This is a genomic window from Serratia nevei (assembly GCF_024160145.1).
Taxonomy (GTDB): domain Bacteria; phylum Pseudomonadota; class Gammaproteobacteria; order Enterobacterales; family Enterobacteriaceae; genus Serratia; species Serratia nevei_A.
In genome coordinates this window covers 117,445-138,551 of the sequence record NZ_JAMYWQ010000006.1, presented here as the reverse complement: position 1 = coordinate 138,551, position 21,107 = coordinate 117,445, and the positions used below count along the sequence as shown (strand labels likewise).

General features: G+C 55.6%; 19 protein-coding genes, 3 tRNA genes, 1 other RNA gene and 1 pseudogene. 14 read left to right on the top strand and 10 right to left on the bottom strand.

From position 1 onward, the window contains the following. Positions 1–19 precede the first annotated feature (19 nt). The 7 genes and pseudogenes from M6G53_RS07005 to M6G53_RS06975 all read left to right on the top strand — a co-directional run bounded on the left by M6G53_RS07005 (position 20) and on the right by M6G53_RS06975 (position 4,478). Positions 20–247, top strand: a complete 228-nt coding sequence (locus M6G53_RS07005; RefSeq protein ID WP_004935782.1) for a YejL family protein — start codon at positions 20–22, stop codon at positions 245–247. Positions 248–256: 9 nt separating this feature from the next. Continuing rightward, the gene (yejM, locus tag M6G53_RS07000; protein WP_253330044.1) at positions 257–2,044 is read left to right on the top strand and encodes an LPS biosynthesis-modulating metalloenzyme YejM; all 1,788 of its coding nucleotides are present in this window, start codon (positions 257–259) and stop codon (positions 2,042–2,044) included. Between the two features lie 78 nt (positions 2,045–2,122). Beyond that, a tRNA-Pro gene (locus tag M6G53_RS06995) sits at positions 2,123–2,199 on the top strand. Positions 2,200–2,233: 34 nt separating this feature from the next. Continuing rightward, a non-coding RNA gene (locus tag M6G53_RS06990) (RtT sRNA) lies at positions 2,234–2,363 on the top strand. A 167-nt stretch (positions 2,364–2,530) separates the two neighbouring features. Beyond that, positions 2,531–2,733 (top strand): annotated as a pseudogene (locus M6G53_RS06985) (LuxR C-terminal-related transcriptional regulator); the annotation flags it as partial. Between the two features lie 334 nt (positions 2,734–3,067). Then, complete coding sequence (locus M6G53_RS06980) at positions 3,068–3,730, top strand: VUT family protein (protein WP_253330042.1); 663 nt, start codon at positions 3,068–3,070, stop codon at positions 3,728–3,730. Positions 3,731–3,746: 16 nt separating this feature from the next. Beyond that, positions 3,747–4,478, top strand: coding sequence for a metallophosphoesterase family protein (locus M6G53_RS06975; protein WP_253330040.1), 732 nt, complete (start codon positions 3,747–3,749; stop codon positions 4,476–4,478). Here M6G53_RS06975 and M6G53_RS06970 read toward each other — a convergent pair. Continuing rightward, positions 4,471–4,959 carry an ATP synthase subunit B family protein gene (locus M6G53_RS06970; protein WP_253330038.1) on the bottom strand — a complete coding sequence of 163 codons (489 nt, stop codon included), beginning with the start codon at positions 4,957–4,959 and terminating at the stop codon, positions 4,471–4,473. The two genes, M6G53_RS06975 and M6G53_RS06970, sit on opposite strands and share 8 nt — an antisense overlap. Continuing rightward, a complete protein-coding gene (locus tag M6G53_RS06965; RefSeq protein ID WP_253330036.1) occupies positions 4,960–5,613 on the bottom strand; it encodes an XRE family transcriptional regulator in 654 nt (217 codons plus the stop codon). It abuts the gene before it with no gap. Between the two features lie 859 nt (positions 5,614–6,472). On the opposite strand from M6G53_RS06965, the gene M6G53_RS06960 reads away from it, so the two are divergent. Further along, positions 6,473–6,715 carry a DinI family protein gene (locus tag M6G53_RS06960; protein WP_047730213.1) on the top strand — a complete coding sequence of 81 codons (243 nt, stop codon included), beginning with the start codon at positions 6,473–6,475 and terminating at the stop codon, positions 6,713–6,715. Positions 6,716–6,939: 224 nt separating this feature from the next. On the opposite strand, the gene M6G53_RS06955 is transcribed toward M6G53_RS06960, so the two are convergent. The 4 genes from M6G53_RS06955 to blaSPR form a co-directional block, all read right to left on the bottom strand. Next, positions 6,940–7,015, bottom strand: a tRNA-Thr gene (locus tag M6G53_RS06955). 6 nt (positions 7,016–7,021) lie between these two features. Continuing rightward, a tRNA-Ser gene (locus M6G53_RS06950) sits at positions 7,022–7,109 on the bottom strand. Between the two features lie 156 nt (positions 7,110–7,265). Next, positions 7,266–7,595, bottom strand: a complete 330-nt coding sequence (gene osmE, locus M6G53_RS06945; protein ID WP_253330034.1) for an osmotically-inducible lipoprotein OsmE — start codon at positions 7,593–7,595, stop codon at positions 7,266–7,268. Positions 7,596–7,697: 102 nt separating this feature from the next. Then, on the bottom strand, positions 7,698–8,597 hold the full coding sequence (gene blaSPR, locus M6G53_RS06940; protein WP_253330032.1) for an SPR family subclass B3 metallo-beta-lactamase: 900 nt from the start codon (positions 8,595–8,597) through the stop codon (positions 7,698–7,700). Between the two features lie 82 nt (positions 8,598–8,679). On the opposite strand from blaSPR, the gene M6G53_RS06935 reads away from it, so the two are divergent. Next, on the top strand, positions 8,680–9,582 hold the full coding sequence (locus M6G53_RS06935) for a LysR family transcriptional regulator (protein ID WP_253330030.1): 903 nt from the start codon (positions 8,680–8,682) through the stop codon (positions 9,580–9,582). Between the two features lie 6 nt (positions 9,583–9,588). Here M6G53_RS06935 and M6G53_RS06930 read toward each other — a convergent pair whose 3' ends face one another. Continuing rightward, positions 9,589–10,056, bottom strand: coding sequence for a nuclear transport factor 2 family protein (locus tag M6G53_RS06930; protein WP_253330028.1), 468 nt, complete (start codon positions 10,054–10,056; stop codon positions 9,589–9,591). 107 nt (positions 10,057–10,163) lie between these two features. Between M6G53_RS06930 and M6G53_RS06925 the strand changes: the two genes are divergently transcribed. Then, positions 10,164–10,742: a TetR/AcrR family transcriptional regulator gene (locus M6G53_RS06925; protein ID WP_253330100.1), complete on the top strand. Its 579-nt coding sequence runs from the start codon at positions 10,164–10,166 to the stop codon at positions 10,740–10,742. On the opposite strand, the gene M6G53_RS06920 is transcribed toward M6G53_RS06925, so the two are convergent. Then, positions 10,736–11,152, bottom strand: coding sequence for a VOC family protein (locus M6G53_RS06920; protein ID WP_253330026.1), 417 nt, complete (start codon positions 11,150–11,152; stop codon positions 10,736–10,738). The genes M6G53_RS06925 and M6G53_RS06920 overlap by 7 nt on opposite strands. Before the next feature lie 149 nt (positions 11,153–11,301). Continuing rightward, positions 11,302–12,432 carry a porin OmpC gene (ompC, locus tag M6G53_RS06915; protein ID WP_253330024.1) on the bottom strand — a complete coding sequence of 377 codons (1,131 nt, stop codon included), beginning with the start codon at positions 12,430–12,432 and terminating at the stop codon, positions 11,302–11,304. A 693-nt stretch (positions 12,433–13,125) separates the two neighbouring features. On the opposite strand from ompC, the gene M6G53_RS06910 reads away from it, so the two are divergent. Genes M6G53_RS06910 through rcsB form a run of 4 tightly spaced genes read left to right on the top strand, consistent with a single transcriptional unit; the run spans position 13,126 to position 18,109 of the window. After that, complete coding sequence (locus M6G53_RS06910) at positions 13,126–13,533, top strand: DUF4186 domain-containing protein (protein ID WP_253330021.1); 408 nt, start codon at positions 13,126–13,128, stop codon at positions 13,531–13,533. A gap of 54 nt (positions 13,534–13,587) precedes the next feature. After that, positions 13,588–14,742 (top strand): MFS transporter, encoded by a 1,155-nt coding sequence (locus M6G53_RS06905; RefSeq protein ID WP_253330019.1) that lies wholly within the window; start codon positions 13,588–13,590, stop codon positions 14,740–14,742. 21 nt (positions 14,743–14,763) lie between these two features. Continuing rightward, the gene (gene rcsD, locus M6G53_RS06900) at positions 14,764–17,466 is read left to right on the top strand and encodes a phosphotransferase RcsD (protein WP_253330017.1); all 2,703 of its coding nucleotides are present in this window, start codon (positions 14,764–14,766) and stop codon (positions 17,464–17,466) included. Next, the gene (gene rcsB, locus M6G53_RS06895; protein ID WP_019453689.1) at positions 17,459–18,109 is read left to right on the top strand and encodes a response regulator transcription factor RcsB; all 651 of its coding nucleotides are present in this window, start codon (positions 17,459–17,461) and stop codon (positions 18,107–18,109) included. Before rcsD ends, rcsB begins: the two co-directional genes overlap by 8 nt. Positions 18,110–18,170: 61 nt before the next feature. Here rcsB and rcsC read toward each other — a convergent pair whose 3' ends face one another. Continuing rightward, positions 18,171–21,035 (bottom strand): two-component system sensor histidine kinase RcsC, encoded by a 2,865-nt coding sequence (gene rcsC, locus M6G53_RS06890; protein WP_253330015.1) that lies wholly within the window; start codon positions 21,033–21,035, stop codon positions 18,171–18,173. Positions 21,036–21,107: the final 72 nt, after the last annotated feature.

The window sequence follows — 21,107 nt, the reverse complement described above, 5'->3', positions numbered from 1 at the left end:
GATTACTAAGCGCAATTTTATGCCACAATCATCCCGTTACAGTGACGAACACGTTGAACAACTGCTCTCAGAGCTGGTCAATGTTCTGGAAAAACACCATACCCCCACCGATCTTTCCCTGATGGTGCTGGGCAACATGGTCACTAATTTGATCAACACCAGCGTTGCCCCCGCGCAGCGGAAAACCCTGGCGAGATCGTTCGCGGAAGCCCTGCAGGCTTCTGTCCGTGAAGATAAAGCGCATTAATATTGACTTATGGTGACAAACCGTCAGCGTTATCGTGAAAAAGTCTCCCAGATGATCAGCTGGGGGCACTGGTTCGCCTTATTCAACATTCTGCTCGCCCTTGGGTTGGGCAGCCGCTACCTGTTTGTCACCGACTGGCCCGCTTCCCTGCTGGGCCGGGTCTATGCCCTGGTCAGCCTGCTGGGGCATTTCAGCTTTATCGTGTTCGCCGGCTATTTGCTGGTGATCTTCCCGCTCACCTTCGTGGTGATGTCGCAGCGGCTGCTGCGATTTATTTCCGCCGCGCTGGCCACCGCCGGGCTCACGCTGTTGCTGGTCGACAGCGAAGTGTTCTCCCATTTCCACCTGCACCTCAATCCGGTGGTGTGGGATCTGGTGGTCAACCCGGACCAAAGCGAGCTTTCGCGCGACTGGCAGCTGATGTTTATCTGCGTGCCGGTGATCTTCCTGGTGGAAATGCTGTTTGGCACCTGGAGCTGGCAGAAGCTGCGCAGCCTGAACCGCCGCCGTTTCGGCAAACCGCTGGCGGCGCTGTTTATCAGCGCCTTCTTCGCTTCGCACCTGATTTATATCTGGGCCGACGCCAACTTCTATCGCCCGATCACCATGCAGCGGGCCAACCTGCCGCTCTCGTACCCGATGACCGCGCGCAAGTTCCTCGAAAAACACGGCCTGCTCGATCAGCAAGAGTATGAGCGCCGCCTGGTGCAACAGGGCAATCCGGAAGCGGTGGCGGTGGAATATCCGCTCAGCGATCTCAGCTACGGCGATAAAGGCAGCGGCTATAACCTGCTGATGATCGTGGTAGACGGCATTCGTGCCAAAGACGTGGCGCAGGACATGCCGGCGCTGACGCGCTTCGCTCAGGAAAACGTGCGTTTCAGCGATCACTATAGCTCGGGCAACCATGCCGATACCGGGCTGTTCGGTCTGTTCTACGGCATTTCCCCGACCTATCTGGACAGCGTGCTCGCCGGCCGCAAGCCGTCGGCGCTGATCAACGCGCTCGGCGATCAAGGCTACCAGCTGGGGCTGTTCTCCTCCGACGGCTTCAACGCCAGCCTGTACCGGCAGGCCCTGTTGACCGACTTCTCGTTGCCGACGCCGACGCCGGCGCCGCAAAGCGACGCGCAAACCACGCAGCAATGGCGGCGTTGGCTGACGGATCAGGGCGACAAAGAGCCGTGGTTCTCCTATATCAACTTCAGCGGCGCCGAGCCGGCCGAAGGTGCCCAAACCCCGGCGCCGGCCGACTTTATCCGGCGCTATCGTACCGGCGCGCAAGACGTGGACGCCCAGATAGCCCAGGTGCTGGATACCCTGAAACAGCGCGGCCTGCTGGATAAAACCGTGGTGGTGATCACCGCCGAGCACGGCGTCGAGTTCAACGACAGCGGCAAAGGCCAATGGGGCGCCGGTACCGGCTTCAACCAGGCGCAGCTGCAGGTGCCATTGGTGATCCACTGGCCGGGCACCCCGGCGCAGACCATCAACAAGCTGACCGGCCATAACGACGTGATGCGCACCTTGATGCAACGGCTGCTGCACGTGAAGACCGCGCCGAAAGACTATTCGCAGGGCGAAGACCTGTTCACCGCCCAGCGCCGCAACAACTGGATCGCCACCGGTGACAACAACCAGCTGGTGATCACCACGCCGACGCAGACGCTGATGTTGGACAACAGCGGCAACTATCGCGTTTACGATCAGAACGGCGATGAAATAAAAGACGAGAAACCGCAGCTTGCTCTGCTGTTACAGGTGCTGACCGATGTAAAACGCTTTATCGCCAACTAACTGCTTAAAACTAAAGCAATCAAGTGGCGAGACGCTTGCATTAACATCGGGAATCGGTAGTATGATTTTTCATAGCGTCGGCATGTAGCGCAGCCTGGTAGCGCACCGTCATGGGGTGTCGGGGGTCGGAGGTTCGAATCCTCTCATGCCGACCAAATTCAAGAAAACCTGCTGTTACAGCAGGTTTTTTTTCGTCTGCACACTGAGAGGATGAGAATCTCCGAAGGAGGTTTGAGCCGAACGCAGTGAGACCACGTTGCTTTAGCAACGGCCCGCAGGGCAAGCATCGAAGATGCGCATAATCCTCTCATGCCGACCAAATTCAAGAAAACCTGCTGTTACAGCAGGTTTTTTTTCGTCTGCCGTTTACGCGGAAAGTTTGACGAGCGCCGCCCTGGCGCACCGCCGCACCGGGCATCACGTCCGCCGGGTTCAGCGCGGCCGGATTCACCGGTTGCACCGCCGGAGAACTGAACGGGTCGGCGCTACCGCACGCTCACGCCGAAAGAACGCGACATCGCGCAGCTGGTGGTGCGAGACATGATGAATCGGGAAATGGCGGAGCGGCTGAATATCGCGCTGCGCACCGTGGAGGTTCACCGGGCGAAAGTCATGGAAAAATGCAGGCCGCCGGCCTCGCCGAACTGGTGATTCAACTGCAGGCTCTGCCGCCCACGCCCCGGGAGTGAACGCTTAAAGCCCTCATCAAGCTAACGTCCCGTATTCCTCTTTCCCTGATTGACACAGCGCGAACCAGGTAATATATTCATTAGCAATATTAATGGATTACGGTAAAGTCACCTTTTCCCAACAAACGGGCCATCAGCATTCTTCAGCAAACCCAGCGTAGCGCTTTCGCCTTCAGGAACCCGGTGAGGGAAAGGAGAGGCGTCGTCTTGGTTGAAGAGAAATGATCGCCATACGACATGGCTCGTGCATCATTACGCCACTATCTGGCCGCCTGGTTTACGCTTTAAATAAGTATGGATAACGAATATAACACCGACTAAATAAGGAATAAAAATGCAAGGAAATCTCAAGCTCTATGGCCTTTTTGTTGGCCTGACGGTGACCATTATGATCACCTGCGACACGTTGGTTTATAAGGTCTTTGATATCTATGGCTTTAAAATAACGGCCAGCGGCATTGTCTTCTCCCTGTGTTTCTTGATATCGACATTGCTGACTGAGGTTTACGGCTATAAATTGTCGGTGAGAGCAATATGGATTATGGTCTTCTGCCAAAGTTTATATGTCATAATACTTAATCTCTCAGCTATTATTCAGCCAGAAAACAACGATATCGCCACACACTATTATTCTTTGTACCACGAATTCTGGCGAGTCATGATCGGCACTTGGGTGTCCGTTCCGGTCGCTTACTTCGTCAATGGCTTTATTATTTCAAAGATGAAGATTATCTTCTCCGGCAAATACTTCTTTATCCGATATATTGTTGGCTCCATGTCTACACAGGCCGCCCTGTTGCTGACAGCCTATCCGATCAGTCTTTCAGGAAAATATACCTTCATGGAACTGGTTAACATCATAAGCACAACCTGGTCTTATAAAGTTGTCGTCTCCATCGTATTGCTGCCGCTCGCTATCGCCTTGGTCGAGTGGGTGAAGAAGATAGAAAACACCGATCACTATGATTGGGGCACCTCATACAATCCATTTAAATAATATAACAGGGTATAGCATGAAAGTAATTCAGATTAGTGATATACATATTATGCCTAATGAAAGCGCGCTGGCTTCGAAGCATCTTGCTAATTTCGACAGGGCCATCGACTTCATTAACGCCAATGCCGATAACATCAATGCCGACTTAATCATTGTGACGGGTGATATCTCTCATGATGGCGATATCCCCTCTTATGAGCGCTTCTTTAAGATAATGAACCGCGCTTCATTACCTTTCTATTTGTTCCCAGGCAACCACGACAACAAAAAGAACCTGGACGATGCGGCTCGCAAACAGGGTGGCAGCTACGATATAAATTCGTTTGAAGATGACGAATGGCGCATGCTCAGCATCGACTCGGTGGTTGATAATGAAGATTTCGGCAGGGTCTCGACGCATTCGCTCGAAACGCTTGAAAAGGCCATAGTCTCGAGTGGCAATAAAAAGATCGCTGTCTTCTTGCACCATCACCCTATTCCTGTAGGCACCCCCATTGTTGATAGCTGTATGTTAAGCAATGCCGAGGAGTTTTTGAGCCTCTGCCAACGATTAAACGTTAAGTTTATCGGTTCAGGCCATGCGCATACGTTATTCCAAAGAAAGCTGGGGGAAACTTTAATCTCTGTTTCCCCGGCGATTTGTTCGCAATGGAAAAACGGCACAAGCGATGTCAGCAGCATAGACAACACGGCTTTCAGCGTGATTACCTTCGATGAGCATATTCACGTCGAACCCTGGTTTATTTAATCAGAGTCAGTATTGTTTTTTTAGACCTGTCGCTTTTCTTGGCATTTTTCAATGAGGCAGAGAGTGCTCTGCCTTCCTTTACGCCGGCATAAAAGGCGATTTTTGTCGCATCCAAAGACTCGGTTTTGTCGACAAGATCGCGATCCCTTAGAAAATCCGCCCCTGATATTGATATCGAGTCAACGTCGTTTTTCAACGTCCACATACAGTTCCGTTTCTCTTCATGAATCGACAGTTTGGCCGAGGCGATTTTTATTCTAGACTCGGTTTCGGCAATGAAAGCAATGTCTTTCGGGTTAACGTGCCTTAGAAAGTCGCCCTCAACAAGTTGCCCCCAGTTTTTTTTCACGAAAGTATGGGTGCCAAACTCTTTGAAAAGCCAATATCCCTCCGCCGTTCGGATCACACTACGATCTAACGTGTACAGGTAACTGGGAGAGTATATCTTTCTTAACTTTCTCATTATTTTAAATAAATCCATTTATTTCAGCCTCTTTATCGTTTTCAATAAAACACCGACGATCGCATAATCGCTATAGGACTTCACGCTGCTGTCTGAATCTAATGAGATGTTTGTAAACAACAAGTCGTCGTCAGAAACAAAAACTCGTCTTAAGCATATTGGGTAATTTTTCAGCTTAACCAGGACGATATCGCCATCGCAAAATGGCTCCTTGAGGGAGATCACACAATACGTTCCACGGTCTAATTCAGGCGACAGTGAATTATTCGTTATCTCGACCACAAACAGCGAATCGTCCGTCATGTCATCAACTTCTGTCGTATAGGTATCAGCCGTTTTTATCGCGTTGGCCAGAAAACGCTCTACATCGCTGTAGCTAATGAGCGGGAGCGATCTCACATTGTGATTGCCCTCTCCCGTGACGCTTAAATCCTTGTCAGTCAACTCCCCTACTTTTACGCTGAAAAATTCACCAATGGATGCAAGCGTGGCGATCGTGGGATTCCCTACGCCTTTTCTCAGATTATTGATCGTGGCAATGCCTATCCCTGTTTCGCTGCTCAACCGACCGGCGTCAATCCCGTGCATGCGCATAAGGTAAGTGAGGTTTTCACCTATCATTTTCAATGACATACCATTTTCTTCTGATATTTTAATGTTGTTTGGTTGCATTATAATGTTTTAAACCTATACTTTAGCGTCATTAAAGTTAATCGGAAGCATTAAACCACTTTCAGGGTGGTTATGACAATGGCACGGGGCGTTTGGCATAAGGAGAAGACAAAAAAGCCATTGTAATAAAATGATTTTATTGTAAAGCACCGCGCCCGACGAACGTTACTGGTTACCATTGAAATGATTTAAATTACTTATAAAAACGCTATCTGCTCAGGCTAACTCGTATGCCCGTTCATCAAACATCAGAGGCGCTTTACAACACGCGGGACATCTTCATCACATTCGCGCCATCGCTGACGCGGGAGAAACCCAAAATGCGAATCATTAACCCCGCAGCAATTTAACGCACAGAAGCTCAACCAGGAGAGCAAACGCTATCCCGATTCAATAATTCTAAACAAAATGAGTTGAATGCTTTATTCAGCGCTCGTAGAGCGACTATTGCCCAACACCCGGGATTTTTTCTCTGTCAGAACGCGAAGAAGCTGCGTCAGCGCCCGCAGCGCTGAGTTCCGGCGAATACCTGCGTTGATCGATATTATGCCAAGAGCGGCGACCAGAAAGGTGGCGTCGGGCCTCCAACACCAGGAAGCACCCAGCCCGGCGCCACCGCCTTACGTACTAAGTTGTACGGGAGAAAAATACCCGCGGCAGGGATAGTCACGCCCTTGGAAGATTCACGCGCGAAGTGAGCGGGCAAAATGCAGGCCACCGGCCAGGTGGTAAAGAATGATTCAGCGGCAGGCTCCGCTGCGCAAGCAAAACGTATCATGGAAAATTGCGCCCCCCTCTTGCCAACCCGGCTTCCTCAGGCCAGAATACTGTACATTAAATCAGTATTTACAGGTGAGTCATGTTTGTAGAATTGGTGTACGACAAACGCAACGTCGCTGGGCTACCCAACGCCGCCGAGATTATCCGCAACGAGCTGGAAAAACGCGTGCATGCGCTGTTTCCGGAGGCGGAAGTGCGCGTGAAGCCGATGCAGGCCAACGGCCTGAATTCCGACGCCAGCAAAAGCGATCGTGAGAAGCTTAACCGAATGTTGGAAGAGATGTTCGAAGAAGCGGATCAGTGGCTGGTCACGGATATTTGAACCCAATCTGATAGCCGGCTCACCCGCCGGCTATATTCCTGCCAGAATAAACCACTTGCCCCTATCATCAGTGATGAATGCCGCAGGTTCCAAGCTCCATGTGGCTGATGTAGCCCCGGCTATCGGTTAGGTTAATGCCGACACAATTTGATCCTGCGGCATTTTCTTTTCCAGCGCACAGCTCATAACAAAAAGCCCCAGCATCACTGCTGGGGCCTCTGTCATGGTGCCGGCTACCGGAATCGAACTGGTGACCTACTGATTACAAGTCAGTTGCTCTACCTACTGAGCTAAGCCGGCTGAATTTGGCGGAAGGACAGAGATTCGAACTCTGGGAGCTGTTACACTCGACGGTTTTCAAGACCGTTGCCTTAAACCACTCGGCCATCCTTCCAATGGGCGCTGATATTAGCGATACCGTTATGAAATGTCTATCGTTTTCATGCAAAAAATGGCATTGGCGATGCAGTTGCCTAAACTTCAGGCCGTAAACGCTTAAAAAATGCAAAGCCCCGCGCAAGCGAGGCTTCCTTATTCGGCCAAAACGCGATTACTTAGGCTGCGAATCGTAGTCTGAACAGGTTTGATAGCCCTTGTTCATGACGTGGCCCGTATCGTTGTAGCTGACAAAGTACGTCTGCACCTTGCCGTCGCGCGGCGCCACGGCATAGGTGTCGCAGGTGCCCTGCGCATGAACCAAGGTGGCGGAGGTCGACGGCGGTCCGGCGATAGCCCGCACCTGCTGTTTGGTCATCCCTACTTTGACATCGCTGACCACCGGCTCATTGACATAACTGGTTGCGCGGTCATAAGCGGTGCAGCCGGCAAGAATGGAAAATACCACCGCAGTGCCGACGGCCAAAACCAACTTCTTCGTCATAGCTTGTCCTCTTGGAGTGCGTTTATTGTTCCCCAAGTCTAGAAGCGGAAAGGCTTTTCTACAAATGCCGCTTTGTTGATCGGTGCGTTTTTCGCGCGCCGGTCATTCTTTGGCATGCCGCTGCCGCTTCAGTTGCGCTTCAAACCCCTGCTGTGACTCCCGCACGTAACGCTGCAGCCCCGCAGGATCGATAAACGCCTGCGTATCGACGGCCTGCAAACGCCGCCATTTCCCGGCCAGATCAAAACGCGTCCCTTTGTTGGCGATAAAGATATCCGCCTGTACCTGCGCCAGACGGGCGAAACTGCCGCGAATATCTTCCACCAGCTGCGGATAATTCTTGTTGTTGACCAGGTAATAATCCGGCGTAGCCAGGCTGTCGGCATAGATGAAGCGATAAGGCTTGCCGTTATGCCGCAACGTGGTCAACCATGATGTCGCGCCCGGTAAGTGACCCGGCGTCAGCATGGCGGTCAGCGTCAGGCCGCCCAGAGTAACGCTGTCGCCCTCACCCACCACGATATCCGTTCGCACCGCAGGGAAACTGAGCGCATCCCCCAGCGCGAAGTCCTGCCGCCCGCCCAGCGCCAGCTGCCTCGCATTGGCCGCGCTGGCGACCACCCTGGCGCCGCTCCAGCGCTTCAATCGCGCAATGCCGCCGGCCTGGTCAAGCCGCGCATGGCTGTTCAGAATGAATTTCAACTCCTTGATGCTGAACCCCAGCCGCTCGATATTCGCTTTGATGAGCGGCGCGCTGGCATCCAGCCCCGCATCGATCAGGATCAGCCCCTGCGGCGTGCTCAGCAAGACCGATGACAGGTTGCTCATGCCGACGTAATACACCTGCGGAAAGATCTGGAACGGTGCCATCGGCTGGGCCCACTCCTCAAACAGCGAGTAGGGCGGCGCGCTGGATAACGGCTGCGCCGGATCTAACTGCGCCTGGGCGGAGAAACTCAGGGAAAAGGCCATAGCCATCAGATAACGCATGCTTTTTTTCATTATTCTCTTCTGTCAGGGGAAACCGGGCTGCAGTATACTCGGCGTGATATTGAGCGGTGTTCAATTAAAAAATGGAGCGTTGATGAATATTCTACAAATGGACATGAACCTGCTGAAAGTGCTGTACCTGCTGATGGTGACGGGCTCCAGCCGTAAAACCGCCGATCGGCTGGGCATCAGCACCTCCGCCGTCAGCCATGCGCTGGCCCGCCTGCGGGAAGTGCTGGATGAGCCGCTGTTTCGCCGGGAGGGGCATCGCCAGGTGCCGACCCTGTTCGCGCTGTCGCTGAAAGACAAGCTGACGCCGCTGTTTTCATCGCTGGACAGCGAAATGTTCGGCCAGCAACCCGAGGCGCCGCGCCGTTTCACGCTGGTGGCCCCCCCCGCTCTGCACCCGATTCTGCTGCCGCTGCTGGCGGAAAAAGGCGCCGCCAGCCAGGCCGATATTCATTGCCAGAACTTTGAGCGGCGCGCCTGGCGCGATGAACTGCTGGAAGGTAGCGTCGATCTGGTGCTGGCGGTGGGCGATCATCAACAACGCACCAGCGCACTGCATTATGAATCGATTGGCCGTACGCGCCTTATCGCGCTGTATGGCCCGCCGCTGGACCACGCGCTGCAGGATAAGCGCGAGCTGGCCTTCAGCGAACTGGCTGATTACCCGCACTATTATTGCCATCCATGGCCGCAAGCGGAAAACGAGCTGGATCGCCAGCTCGAGCGTCAGGGATTGCAACGCCGCATCGCCCTGAGCTGCGCCGATTACGCGCAGCTGCCGCCGGTGCTACGCCACGCGCCGTTATTGGCGGTCGTGCCTCAGCCGTGGTTTGCCGCCCAGCCTGACAAACAGGGCCTGAAGGCCTTGCCGATCGGCGACAATCTGGCAATCGGTCACCTATTTTCTCAGTACCGAAAAGGCGAGCCAGAGTGGCGAAAACGGCTGATTTCCGCCATCCACGCCGGGCTGCGTCACCACTACCGATAACCAGAATCAAAAACCGAAATCGCTTAGCGCCGGAACATCGTCTGGCCGGCGCCCCAGCGGCCAATGAAAACGCCGATCCAGTTCACGGATCGGCATGTCATTGATGCAGGCATGCCGGTTGATCATCAGCCCCTCCTGATTGAACTCCCAGTTTTCGTTGCCGAAGCTGCGATACCAGTTGCCGGAATCGTCGCGCCATTCATAGGCGAAACGCACCGCGATGCGCGCGCCGTCAAACGCCCACAGTTCCTTAATCAGCCGATACTCCAACTCTTTCGCCCATTTGCGCTGCAGAAAACCGACCACTGCCGCGCGGCCGTCGACAAACTCAGCGCGGTTACGCCAGTGGGTATCGAGGGAATACACCTGGGATACGCGCTCGGGATCGCGGCTGTTCCAGGCATCCTCCGCCAGCCGCACTTTCTCGATGGCGGATTCGCGGGTAAAAGGCGGCAATGGGGGTTTACTGCTCATGTTCATCTCCTGAGTGAAAGTATGTAGACAACTCTGTCTACGTTATTACGCTAGCGCAGGTAGACAGAGTTGTCTACAATCACTCGAAAATAACCCGGGAGAAAATGATGACCGCCGATGTCAACGCCTTACCCGCCCGCCAGCGCATCCTGCTGGCGGCGCACGATCTGTTTTATCAGGAAGGGATCCGCGCCACCGGCATCGATCGCATCATCAAAGAATCGGGCGTGACCAAGGTGACCTTCTACCGCCATTTTCCCAGCAAGAACGATTTGATTACGGCGTTTTTGGCCTACCGCCATCAGCAGTGGCTAACCTGGTTCAGTACAGCGCTGGCTCGCCATGTGGCGCAGGCCGGCGGGTTGCTGCCGGCGCTGGCGCCCTGTCTGGCGGAATGGTTCGACGATCCGCGCTTTCGCGGCTGCGCTTTTATCAATACGGCGGTGGAACTTGCCGACCTGCTGCCGGAAAGCCTGCCCATCGCCGGCCGGCATAAGCGGCAGATGGCGGATGAGATGGCGCGTCACCTGCCCGCCGGGCCACGGCGGGAACAGCACGCAGCGATGTTGGCGATGCTGATCGACGGCGCCATCGTCAGAGTGCAGATAGAGCGGCAACCGCAGGCCGCGCTGCAGGTGCTGAATGCCACCCTGGAAATGCTGGCGCAAGGTGGATTCGATCAGTAATTGGCCCAGATGCCCGGCGTCACCAGTTCCAACAGGTGGCCGTCGGGATCGCGAAGATAAATGCTCTCCCCGCCGTGTTCCCAGCGCATCCGCCCCTCTATCTCCACACCGTTGGCCATCAGATGCCGTTCCCAATGCGGCAGTTGGTCTTTCGCTACCGCCAGCCCGATATGCGCCGGCCCCGCCCCGTCGTGCGCGGGAATAAACCCGGTCGGATAGTGTGCCCCGCGCAGCGAGTCGCCCTCGATAAACAAAAGTAATACGCTTCGATCGCCGACGTTATAGGCACGAAAGCGTTCGTTGGCGACCATCGCCGGCAGTTGCAGCACCTCTCGATAAAAGGCGTCCGCACGTTCAATATCACGGACGTACAGCACCGTTTCGATCACCTTGTCGATCTTGAGTTCCATATCGCCTCCGCTCTGTTTGCTGTACTGACAGCGTAGGCCGAGCGGGGGAGATCCGAAGCGCTTCCCGTGCCGGCAGCGGATCAATCCGTGCTTTACAGGCAAAAAAAACGCGGCCCGAAGGCCGCGCGATGACGTTCACACTGAGGTGCTTAGAACTGGTAAACCAGGCCCACGGCAACCACGTTGTCGGTGTTGATACCGGCAGCCTGGGTGAAGTCGTTGTTGTCCAGCAGGTTGATTTTGTAGTCAACGTAGGTGGACATGTTTTTGTTGAAGAAGTAGGTCGCACCCAGGTCGACGAATTTGACCAGATCCTCATCACCGTAGTCTTTACCGTTGCCGGCCAGGCCCAGGTCTTTACCTTTGGTCTGGTTATAGCCTACGAACGGACGCAGACCGAAGTCGAACTGATAGTGCGCGTAGGCTTCGAAGCTCTGCGCCTTGTTGGCATAACCGAAAGCATCGCTGGTAGAACTACCGAAGCGCGCCGCGTTGTAGGACTGGGTGAACATCACGGCCAGGTAGGTATTGTTGGCATCATATTTCAGACCGCCGGAGTAGCCTTCTGCCTTGTCGCCGCGGCCCATGATGTTCTGGTAGCCACCGCCGCCGTTTTGTTCGCTGGTACGGCGAGAGTTGAAGAAGGCACCGGCGGCACTGATGCCGTAACCCATGTCATAGCTCAGCGACATGCCGTAGCCTTCACCGTTCTGACCCAGAACGTCGCGGCCATTGTTGGTCTCTTCCGGGCTGCCGTTCTTACCCTGGTACTGCAGGGCGAAGTTCAGGCCGTCAACCAAACCGAAGAAGCCGTTGTTGCGGTAGGTTGCCAGGCCGCTGGAACGCTGGAACATGAACTGGTCGGCGCCGTAGGTCGAGCCATCGAACTCAGGCTGCAAGTCGGTATACGCCGCGACGTCGTACAACACGCCGGTGTTACGGCCGTAGTCAAACGAGCCGTAGTCGCCGAATTTCAGACCGGCGAAGCCGTAACGGGTGAAGTTCTTGTTGTCCTCGTTTTCAGCGTGGTTCAGGTTTGCCTGATATTCCCACTGGCCGTAACCGGTCAGCTGATCGCTGATTTGCGTTTCGCCGCGCAGGCCAAAACGCATATAAGACTGATCGCCGTCCGCGCCATCATTGCTGGAGAAATAGTGAAGACCGTCGACTTTACCGTACAAATCCAGTTTATTACCGTCTTTGTTGTAGATTTCCGCCGCGCCTGCTGTGCCTGCAACCAGCAGTGCGGGTACCATCAGAGAGAGTACTCGAAGTTTCATCGTTATTATCCTCGTTAATTATGTCGAGCTACGGCCACTGCCCTTTTCGAGCATTATTAGCACGACTGTGCATTACCATTCTGGTAACAAGGATTATATTAATCCAGAAAGAAAATGATACCAAGTATCCGATAGTGTTTCAGTGTAATTAAGAAAGGTTTCAAAATGTAAATGCGTGCGAACTTTCACAAAACATTACCGACAAACAAAATAAAGCACTTAAAGACAAAGAATAGATTAATTGATAAAAAATCATGCAGTTATACATATCCTTAAGAAAAAAAAGCCAACCATACAATGGAGCCGGGCAATAAGCACATTGTGCCAAAACGCCGTCCGCTTCCAGCCGTTATAATCACCTCGCTATCATCATTATTTTCATTATTACCTTCATTATCGGAAGATAATTTCTGCATCCCTTTAACCGGCTTCTGGCCGGTTTTTTATTTTTCTCCATACTCCCCTCACAATTCCAACTCGCACAAATAGCAAGCAAATAAATAACCTCATGATATAGTTTCACTAATTTACTTCCGCACTAATTGCTAATCTATTTCCTTATTTTAGTCTACAAATTGAATTTTCTTTTCATTTCGTGCTGCATCCCACCCATTATTTCGCGCCGCAGGCAAAATTAGCCGCAGAGTTTCAATTCTGGTAGCCTGAAAAAACGCCCCCTCATCGAGTAACACCATGATGCCCTTTCATCCCGACGCGCTGTGGCAGCGGCTGCAAAGCTCCCCTTTCCGCGCCCGCTTCCGTTTAAATGCCAAGGACCAGGCTTATCTCGACGACAAAGGCTTGCCGCTGATCCTCAGCCATGCCCGCGATTTTATCGACCGCCGGCTGGCCGCCGCCCACCCCAAAAACGACGGTAAGCAAACGCCGATGCGCGGCCATCCGGTATTCGTCGCCCAGCACGCCACCGCCACCTGCTGCCGCAGCTGCCTGGAAAAGTGGCACGGTATGCCGCAAGGCGTCGCGCTGAACGAGCAACAAAAGGATTATATTGTCCAGGCGATCGCCCTGTGGCTGGTACGCAGAGCCGGCGCCCGGAATGAACAAGGCGCGAATCTTTTCGACCCGGATCGCGGATTGTGATAAAAACTGTCGGTAACTTTCGCCACTCTTTTGACCCAAGATCCTGACGCTTACATGACAGCCACCTTGTGCAATGAACAGCAAACGCCCGGCGTTCCTCAACAGATCGCCACCCGTCTGGCCTTCTTCGTCGCCGGCCTCGGCATGGCCGCCTGGGCACCGCTGGTCCCTTTCGCCAAAGCGCGCATCGGCATTGATGACGGCTCGCTCGGCCTGTTGCTGCTCTGTATCGGCGCCGGCTCCATGCTGGCGATGCCGCTGACCGGTTTCCTGACCGGTAAGCTGGGCTGCCGCGCGGTGATCCTGATGGCGGGGCTCGGGTTGTGCATCGATCTGCCGCTGCTGGCGCTGATGGACTCCCTCGGCGGCATGGCCGTGGCGCTGCTGCTGTTTGGTGCGGCGATCGGCATGATCGACGTGGCGATGAACGTTCAGGCGGTGATCGTCGAGCGCGCCAGCGGCAAGGCGATGATGTCCGGTTTTCACGGCTTCTTCAGCATCGGCGGCATTGCCGGTGCCGGCGGCGTCAGCGCGCTGTTGTGGCTGGGGCTGACGCCGCTGCAATCCACCCTGCTCACCGTGCTGGCGGTGATCGCGCTGCTGGCGCTCGCCAGCCGCCATCTGCTGCGAGAGAGCGGCGCCGACGACGGCGGGCCGATGTTCGTCTTGCCGCGTGGCTGGGTGATGTTTATCGGCATTCTGTGCTTTATCATGTTTCTGGCGGAAGGATCGATGCTCGACTGGAGCGCGCTGTTCCTCACCACGTTGCGCGGCGTCGAGCATAGCCAGGCCGGTCTGGGCTATGCGCTATTTTCCATCACCATGACGCTCGGCCGGCTCAATGGCGATCGGGTGGTGAATTCGTTGGGCCGCTACCGGGTGCTGCTGCTGGGCAGCCTGTGCGCCGCTCTCGGCCTGAGTCTGGCCATCGCCTTCAATCACGCCACCGTGTCGCTGGTCGGTTTCATGCTGGTCGGCCTGGGCGCCTCGAACGTCGTGCCGATCCTGTTCAGCGCCGCAGGTAACCAGCGCGACATGCCGGCCAATCTGGCCATCGCCTCCGTCACCACCGTCGGCTATGCCGGCATTCTGGCCGGCCCGGCGCTGATCGGCTTTATCGCTCAGTTTTCCAGCCTGACGGTGGCCTTCGCCTGTGTAGCCGCCCTGCTGTTGGCGGTAACCGCCAGCGCCAAGGCCGTCACTCGCTGATTTCAGGAATGCGCCGCCACTATGCGAAATAAACAACTGACCATTAGCTCCAGCAATATCACCCGCTGCTTCCTGCTGTTTATCGTGCTGCTGACGATCGGCATCGGTCTGTATGGTTACAACTACACCAACGCCTGGCTGGCGGAAAAGAAATACACGCTGAACAGCATCGCCGGCTCGCTGCAAAAGCGTATCGATACCTACCGCTATATGACCTACCAGGTCTATGACAAATTCGGCAATGCGCCGGCGCAGAATGTCGATCCCGGTTTGCAGGAAACCCGCCTGCGCCCCGACGTCTATTATGTCGAGAAGCCGCATAAGAAAACCGACGCGGTGATCTTCGGCAGCCACGACGAGAACACCCTGGCGATGATCGCCAACATCTCGGACTATCTGGACACCCGCTGGGGCGCCAAGACCGAGAACTACGCCATGTATTACCTCAACGGTCAGGACAACAGCCTCAGCCTGATCACCACCCAGCCGCTCAAAGAGCTGGCTTCGCGCTTTCGGGAAAGTTACCTGACCACCTCGGCGGACGAACGCCGCGCCGAGATGCTGCAACAGGCCAACATGCTCGACGAGCGCGAGAGCTTTTCCGATCTGCGCAAGCAGCGCTTCCAGAACGCCTATTCGTTCTCGATTCGCACGACCTTTAATCAGCCTGGGCACCTGGCGACGGTGATCGCCTTCGATTTACCGATCAACGACATCATCCCGGCCAACCTGGCCCGCGCCAACTTCCTGCTGCTGCCGGACGATGTCAATCTCGACGACAGCGCGATCCCGGCGGAAACCGCTCTCGGCACCCATGCATCGATGAGCGGCGGCTGGGTAGAGTTCAGCGCCGCATTGCCCAATGCGCCGCTCAAGGTGGTGTATCGCGTTTCGGCCATCAATCTGGCCATCGATTTGCTGCGCAACAACCTCTGGCTGATCGCGGTCAACCTGCTGCTGCTGGCCCTGTCGATGCTGAGCATCTATTTTATTCGCCGCCAGTACATTCGCCCGAGCGAAAACATGGCGGTGGAGCTGGAAGCCGAGCGCGCGCTGAATCAGGAGATCGTCTCCAGCCTCCCTTCCGGCCTGTTGGTCTACAGCTTCGCCAGCAATACAGTGATCGCCAGCAACAAAATCGCCGAACACCTGCTGCCGCACCTCAGCCTGCAAAAAATCGCCCATATGGCCGAACAGCACCACGGGGTGATCCAGGCGACGGTCAACAACGAGGTGTATGAAATCCGCATTTTCCGCAGCCAGCTGTCGCCGGACACCTACCTGTTCCTGATGCACGATCAGGATAAAGAGGTGATGGTGAACAAACGGCTGCAGCAGGCGCGGCGCGAATACGACAAGAACGTTCAGGCACGCAAGCTGATGCTGCACAACCTGGGCATCGAGCTGAATCAGCCGGTGCGCCAGATGCACGATCTGGTCGATCGTCTGTACAGCCGGCCGGATGAGGAGCAACAGCAGGCGCTGCTGGGCCAGCTGACGGCGGCGTCGGCGGCGGTGCTGGGGTTGATCGATAACATCACCCTGCTGACCCGGCTGGAAACCCAGGACTGGCAGCCTACGCGCGAGCCGTTCAACCCGGCGGCGATGATCGACGAGCTGCTGCTGGAGACCCTGCCGGCGCTCAACCAAAAGGGATTGGCGCTGTTCAAGCATTTCCAACTGGACGTCGAGCAGAATTATATCGGCGACGCCAACGCGCTGCGCAAAGTGATCTCGCTGCTGGTGCATTACGCCATTATCACCACCGCCTGCGGCAAGATTTCCCTGGTTGTCGACCATGAGCCCGAGCACCCGGATCGCCTGATTTTCCAAATCAACGACACCGGCTCCGGCATCTCCAACGAGGAGATCAGCAACCTCAACTATCCGTTCCTCAGCCAGACGCTGGTAGACCGCTTCAACCACGGTTCCGGGCTCACCTTCTTCCTGTGCAACCAGCTGTGCAAGAAGCTTAACGGCCAGTTGGACATTCGCAGCAAGGTGGATATCGGCACCCGCTATACCATCCGCGTCGCCATGGAGATGGAGAAAAGAGAGCCGCAGGAGCAGGAAAAGCTGCTCGACGGCGTCACCGCCCTGCTGGACGTGACGTCGGATGAAGTGCGCGGCATCGTGACCCGTCTGCTGCAGGCCTACGGCGCCGACTGTCTTGTCGCCGAAGATCGCGCGGTCAACCGCGATTATGACGTGCTGCTCACCGATAACCCGCAGCGCGCGGACGATTACACCCTGCTGCTGGCGAGCGACGAGCCGGGCTGGCAAGCGCTGGATAAACGCTACATTCGAGTGAACTATAACCTGAACGGCGCATTAATCGACGCCGTGCTGATGCTGATCGAACAGCAAATGGCCGCGCTGGAGCAGGAAGAAAGCCCGCTTTCACTGAGCTCAGAAGATATCCAACTCTATGAAAAACAATTGAAATCAAGTGATTACTATGGGCTGTTTGTCGATACAGTACCCGACGATGTCAAAAAACTGTATACTGAGGCGGGCAGCAGTGATTTCAATGCGCTGTCGCAAACCGCACACCGCCTGAAAGGTGTGTTTGCCATGTTAAATCTGCTTCCCGGCAAGCAACTGTGCGAATCGTTAGAACAGCGCATCGCAGAAGGTGATGCGCCCGAGATCGAGAATAACATCAGTCAGATTGATTTTTTCGTCAGCAGACTGCTGAAGCAAGGTAGCCAACAACATGAATAACCTGAATGTAATTATTGCTGATGACCATCCTATCGTACTGTTTGGCATCCGGAAGTCACTTGAGCAAATTGAATGGGTGAATGTCGTTGGGGAGTTCGAAGACTCAACCGCACTGATCAACAATCTGTCCAAGCTGGACGCCAACGTGCTGATCACCGACCTTTCGATGCCGGGCGACAAGTATGGCGACGGCATCACGCTGATTAAGTACATCAAGCGCCACTATCCACAGTTGTCGATCATCGTGCTGACCATGAACAACAACCCGGCGATCCTGAGCGCGGTATTGGATCTGGATATCGAAGGCATCGTGCTGAAACAGGGCGCGCCGACCGATCTGCCGAAGGCGCTGGCCGCCCTGCAGAAGGGCAAGAAGTTCACGCCGGAAAGCGTCTCCAAACTGCTGGAGAAAATCAGCGCCAGCGGCTATGGCGACAAACGCCTGTCGCCGAAAGAGAGCGAAGTGCTGCGCCTGTTCGCTGAAGGTTTCCTGGTGACCGAAATCGCCAAGAAACTCAACCGCAGCATCAAAACCATCAGCAGCCAGAAGAAATCGGCGATGATGAAGCTGGGCGTCGAAAACGACATCGCCCTGCTCAACTACCTCTCCTCCGTCAGCATGACGCCGCTGGACAAAGAGTAAATCCCGCTTCACGGCAGGCTAACGTCAAACAGGCACGGCATTCGCCGTGCCTGTTTGCTTTTCAGGCCTCGCGGCGGCTGTAGCGCACCTGTTGGCTGTAGTAAGCCAACGTCTGCTCCAGCGTCTCCAGCGTGACCGGTTTCGACAGGCAATTATCCATACCCGCCTCGAGGCAGCGCTGCTTCTCTTCCGCCAGCGCGTTCGCCGTCACGCCGATCACCGGCGCGCTGAACTGCATCTGCCGCAGCTCCTGCGTCAGACGATAGCCGTCCATGTTCGGCATATTGACGTCGGTCAGCACAATATCGACGCGGTGCTGTTTCAGCACGCCGAGCGCGTCGACGCCGTCGTTGGCGGTCACCACCTGATACCCCAGTGACCCCAGCTGATCGGACAGCAGGCGACGATTAATCGGATGATCGTCAACCACCAGCAGATGAATATCGCCGTTGTCCACCGCGCTGGCCTTGGCGGACACCGGCAGCTGCACCAGCGCCTCTGGCGCGCCACTGCTGCCGACGCCGAACAGCCGGTTCAGCAAGGTCAACGTTTCACGCGGCGTGGAAGTGCTGTGCATCCAATAACCCGGCCGGGTTTCCAGCGACGGGCCGATATGCTCGGTGGAGAACTGGATCTGAGCCAGCAACGGCGTGTCCAGCCTCAGCGGATAGTCGCTGAGCATCACCTCTCCGGCGGCGGTCTCCTGCCGGTTATAGCGCTGGATATCGGCGCCGTAGCCGCCCAGAATCGCCATCAGATAACTTTCCAGCCGCTGATTGCGGATATCCAGCCATAGCCGGCGCCCCTGCCAGGTATCGCTGGCCTGCGGGATCGGGAACTGAGCGTTAAATAGCGGAATGCGGATGCTGAACAAGCTGCCCAACCCCGGTTCGGACTCGACGGCGATATCGCCGTCCATCAGGTTGATCAACTTTTCGCAGATCGCCAACCCCAGCCCGGTTCCCTGGAAATGGCGCTGCACGCCGGTGCCGACCTGGAAAAACGGATCGAACAGGCGCGAGATCTCCTTCTCCGGAATGCCGACGCCGGTATCGCGCACGCTGAATTCCAGGTAGTTGCCGCGGGTGCAGACCTGCAGCACGATACAGCCGGTATCGGTGAACTTGATGGCGTTGTTCACCAGGTTGGACAGCACCTGCTGCAGCCGCACCGGATCGCCGAAGATGCGCTCCGGCACGTTTTGTTCAATAAAGCAGTACAGCCCCAGACGTTTCTTCACCACCAGCGGCAAATAGTTGCCGGCGATATGGGTGATCACCTCCAGGCAGGAGAACTCGCGCGGTTCGATCTTCAGCTGCTCGGACTCGATCTTGGAGAAATCGAGAATGTCGCTGATGATTTTCAGCAGCAGGCCGGAAGAGTTGTTCATCGCGTTGACCAGCCGATCCACCCCCTGCGGCAACGCCTTGGTTTGCAGCAGATCGAGGTTGCCGATAATGCCGTACAGCGGCGTGCGCAGCTCATGGCTGACGGTGGCCAGGAACATCGATTTGGACTGGCTGGCCTGCTCCGCCGCCGCCGCCATCTCCTGCAGCGACTCTTCCATCTTCACGCGCGCGCTGACGTCCACCAGCACGCAGATCGCCACCTCTTCGTTACGGTAGCGCGAGTGAACAAAGCTGATCTGCAGGTTGTTGTTGTTGCTGGTCATCACATCGACGAAATTCGCCTGCTGTTCGCAAATGATGCGCGTAATCCGATCGCGATCTTCGTGGGTCAACAGGTTGATATAGTTATGCGCCAGTTCGTTACTCAGGATGTTGGTGCCGTCGCTGATACGCAGAATACAGATGCCCACCGGCGCCGAGGCGACAATCTTGCGGTTGAACTGTTCGTGCTCTTCCAGGCGAAAGGCGTTGTCCTCCGCCGGCAGGAACATTTTGCGCTCAAACAGCCACGCCAGCGTGAACAGCACGATGGCCGACAGCAGGTTCAGCAACAGCGCGTTGAGGATCAGCATTTTGAAGCGCTCCACCACGCTTTTCACCGGCAGCGCATAAACGATGCTCAGTGAAGAAGGCGGCAGCACTTTCTTCATGATCAGGTCGCGGTAATTGTCGACATAGCCGAAATAAGCGTGCTCTGCGGGGTAGCTGTTGAGCGAGGCGGCATAACGCTCGCCGTCCGCCAGGCGCAGCACCGGCTCGTTGTTTTCATCCAGCAGCGTGACGCCGATCGGCAGATTGCCGGCGGTGACGAAATCCTCCAGCCGAACGGTTTGCTCGATGCCCAACAGCGCCTCCAGCTTGCTGCCGATATAAATCGGCGTCAGCACATACAGGTAACCGACATCCGGCCGCTGCGCGCTGGGGCTGATCCAATACAGGTTGTTGTCTTTGTCCAGGCTTTTGGCGTTACGGTATTTCAGAATGCGTTCATGCAGCGACTTCAGCACGCTTTCCCGATTGGCAGCCGTGGTGCCGCCGCCGAATTCCGCCATGCACAGGCTGTCGCCGCCGATGAAGAACACCCGGTTGAGATCGTAGGCCGCCACGAAGTTCTCTTTCCAATACTGGATCAGGCCGCTCAGCGAATCGAGCGAACTGCGGTAAGTGGTGCTCAACGCGCAGTTGGACTCCGGGTACAGCGGAAAGAATTGCGGCGGGCTGCCCTTGCCGGGAAACACCCCGCTGAACATATCCAGGCTGCTGACCGAACCGTTGAGGCGGTTCTCCGCCATATATTTGATGTCGCGGATGATGTCGGCGGAATGGCGGATGTAACCCTGCGCCTGATCGAAATTGAGGTTGTACTCGTCTCGGATTTCCGACTCTTTCTGATGCAGGATATTCAGAATATAAAAGGTGGTGAGCAGCGCCCCCAACGACCACAGCAAAATCGCCAGTACCCGAAACAGATAGCGGGATACTTTCAGCGTAGTTCGAAAAGAGGCTAAATATTTCAATCGGATACCATACGAAAGTCAGTGGCGGCGCACGGGGTCGCCGGCGCGGCAGCCGGCGGCTCGGTGCGCCAA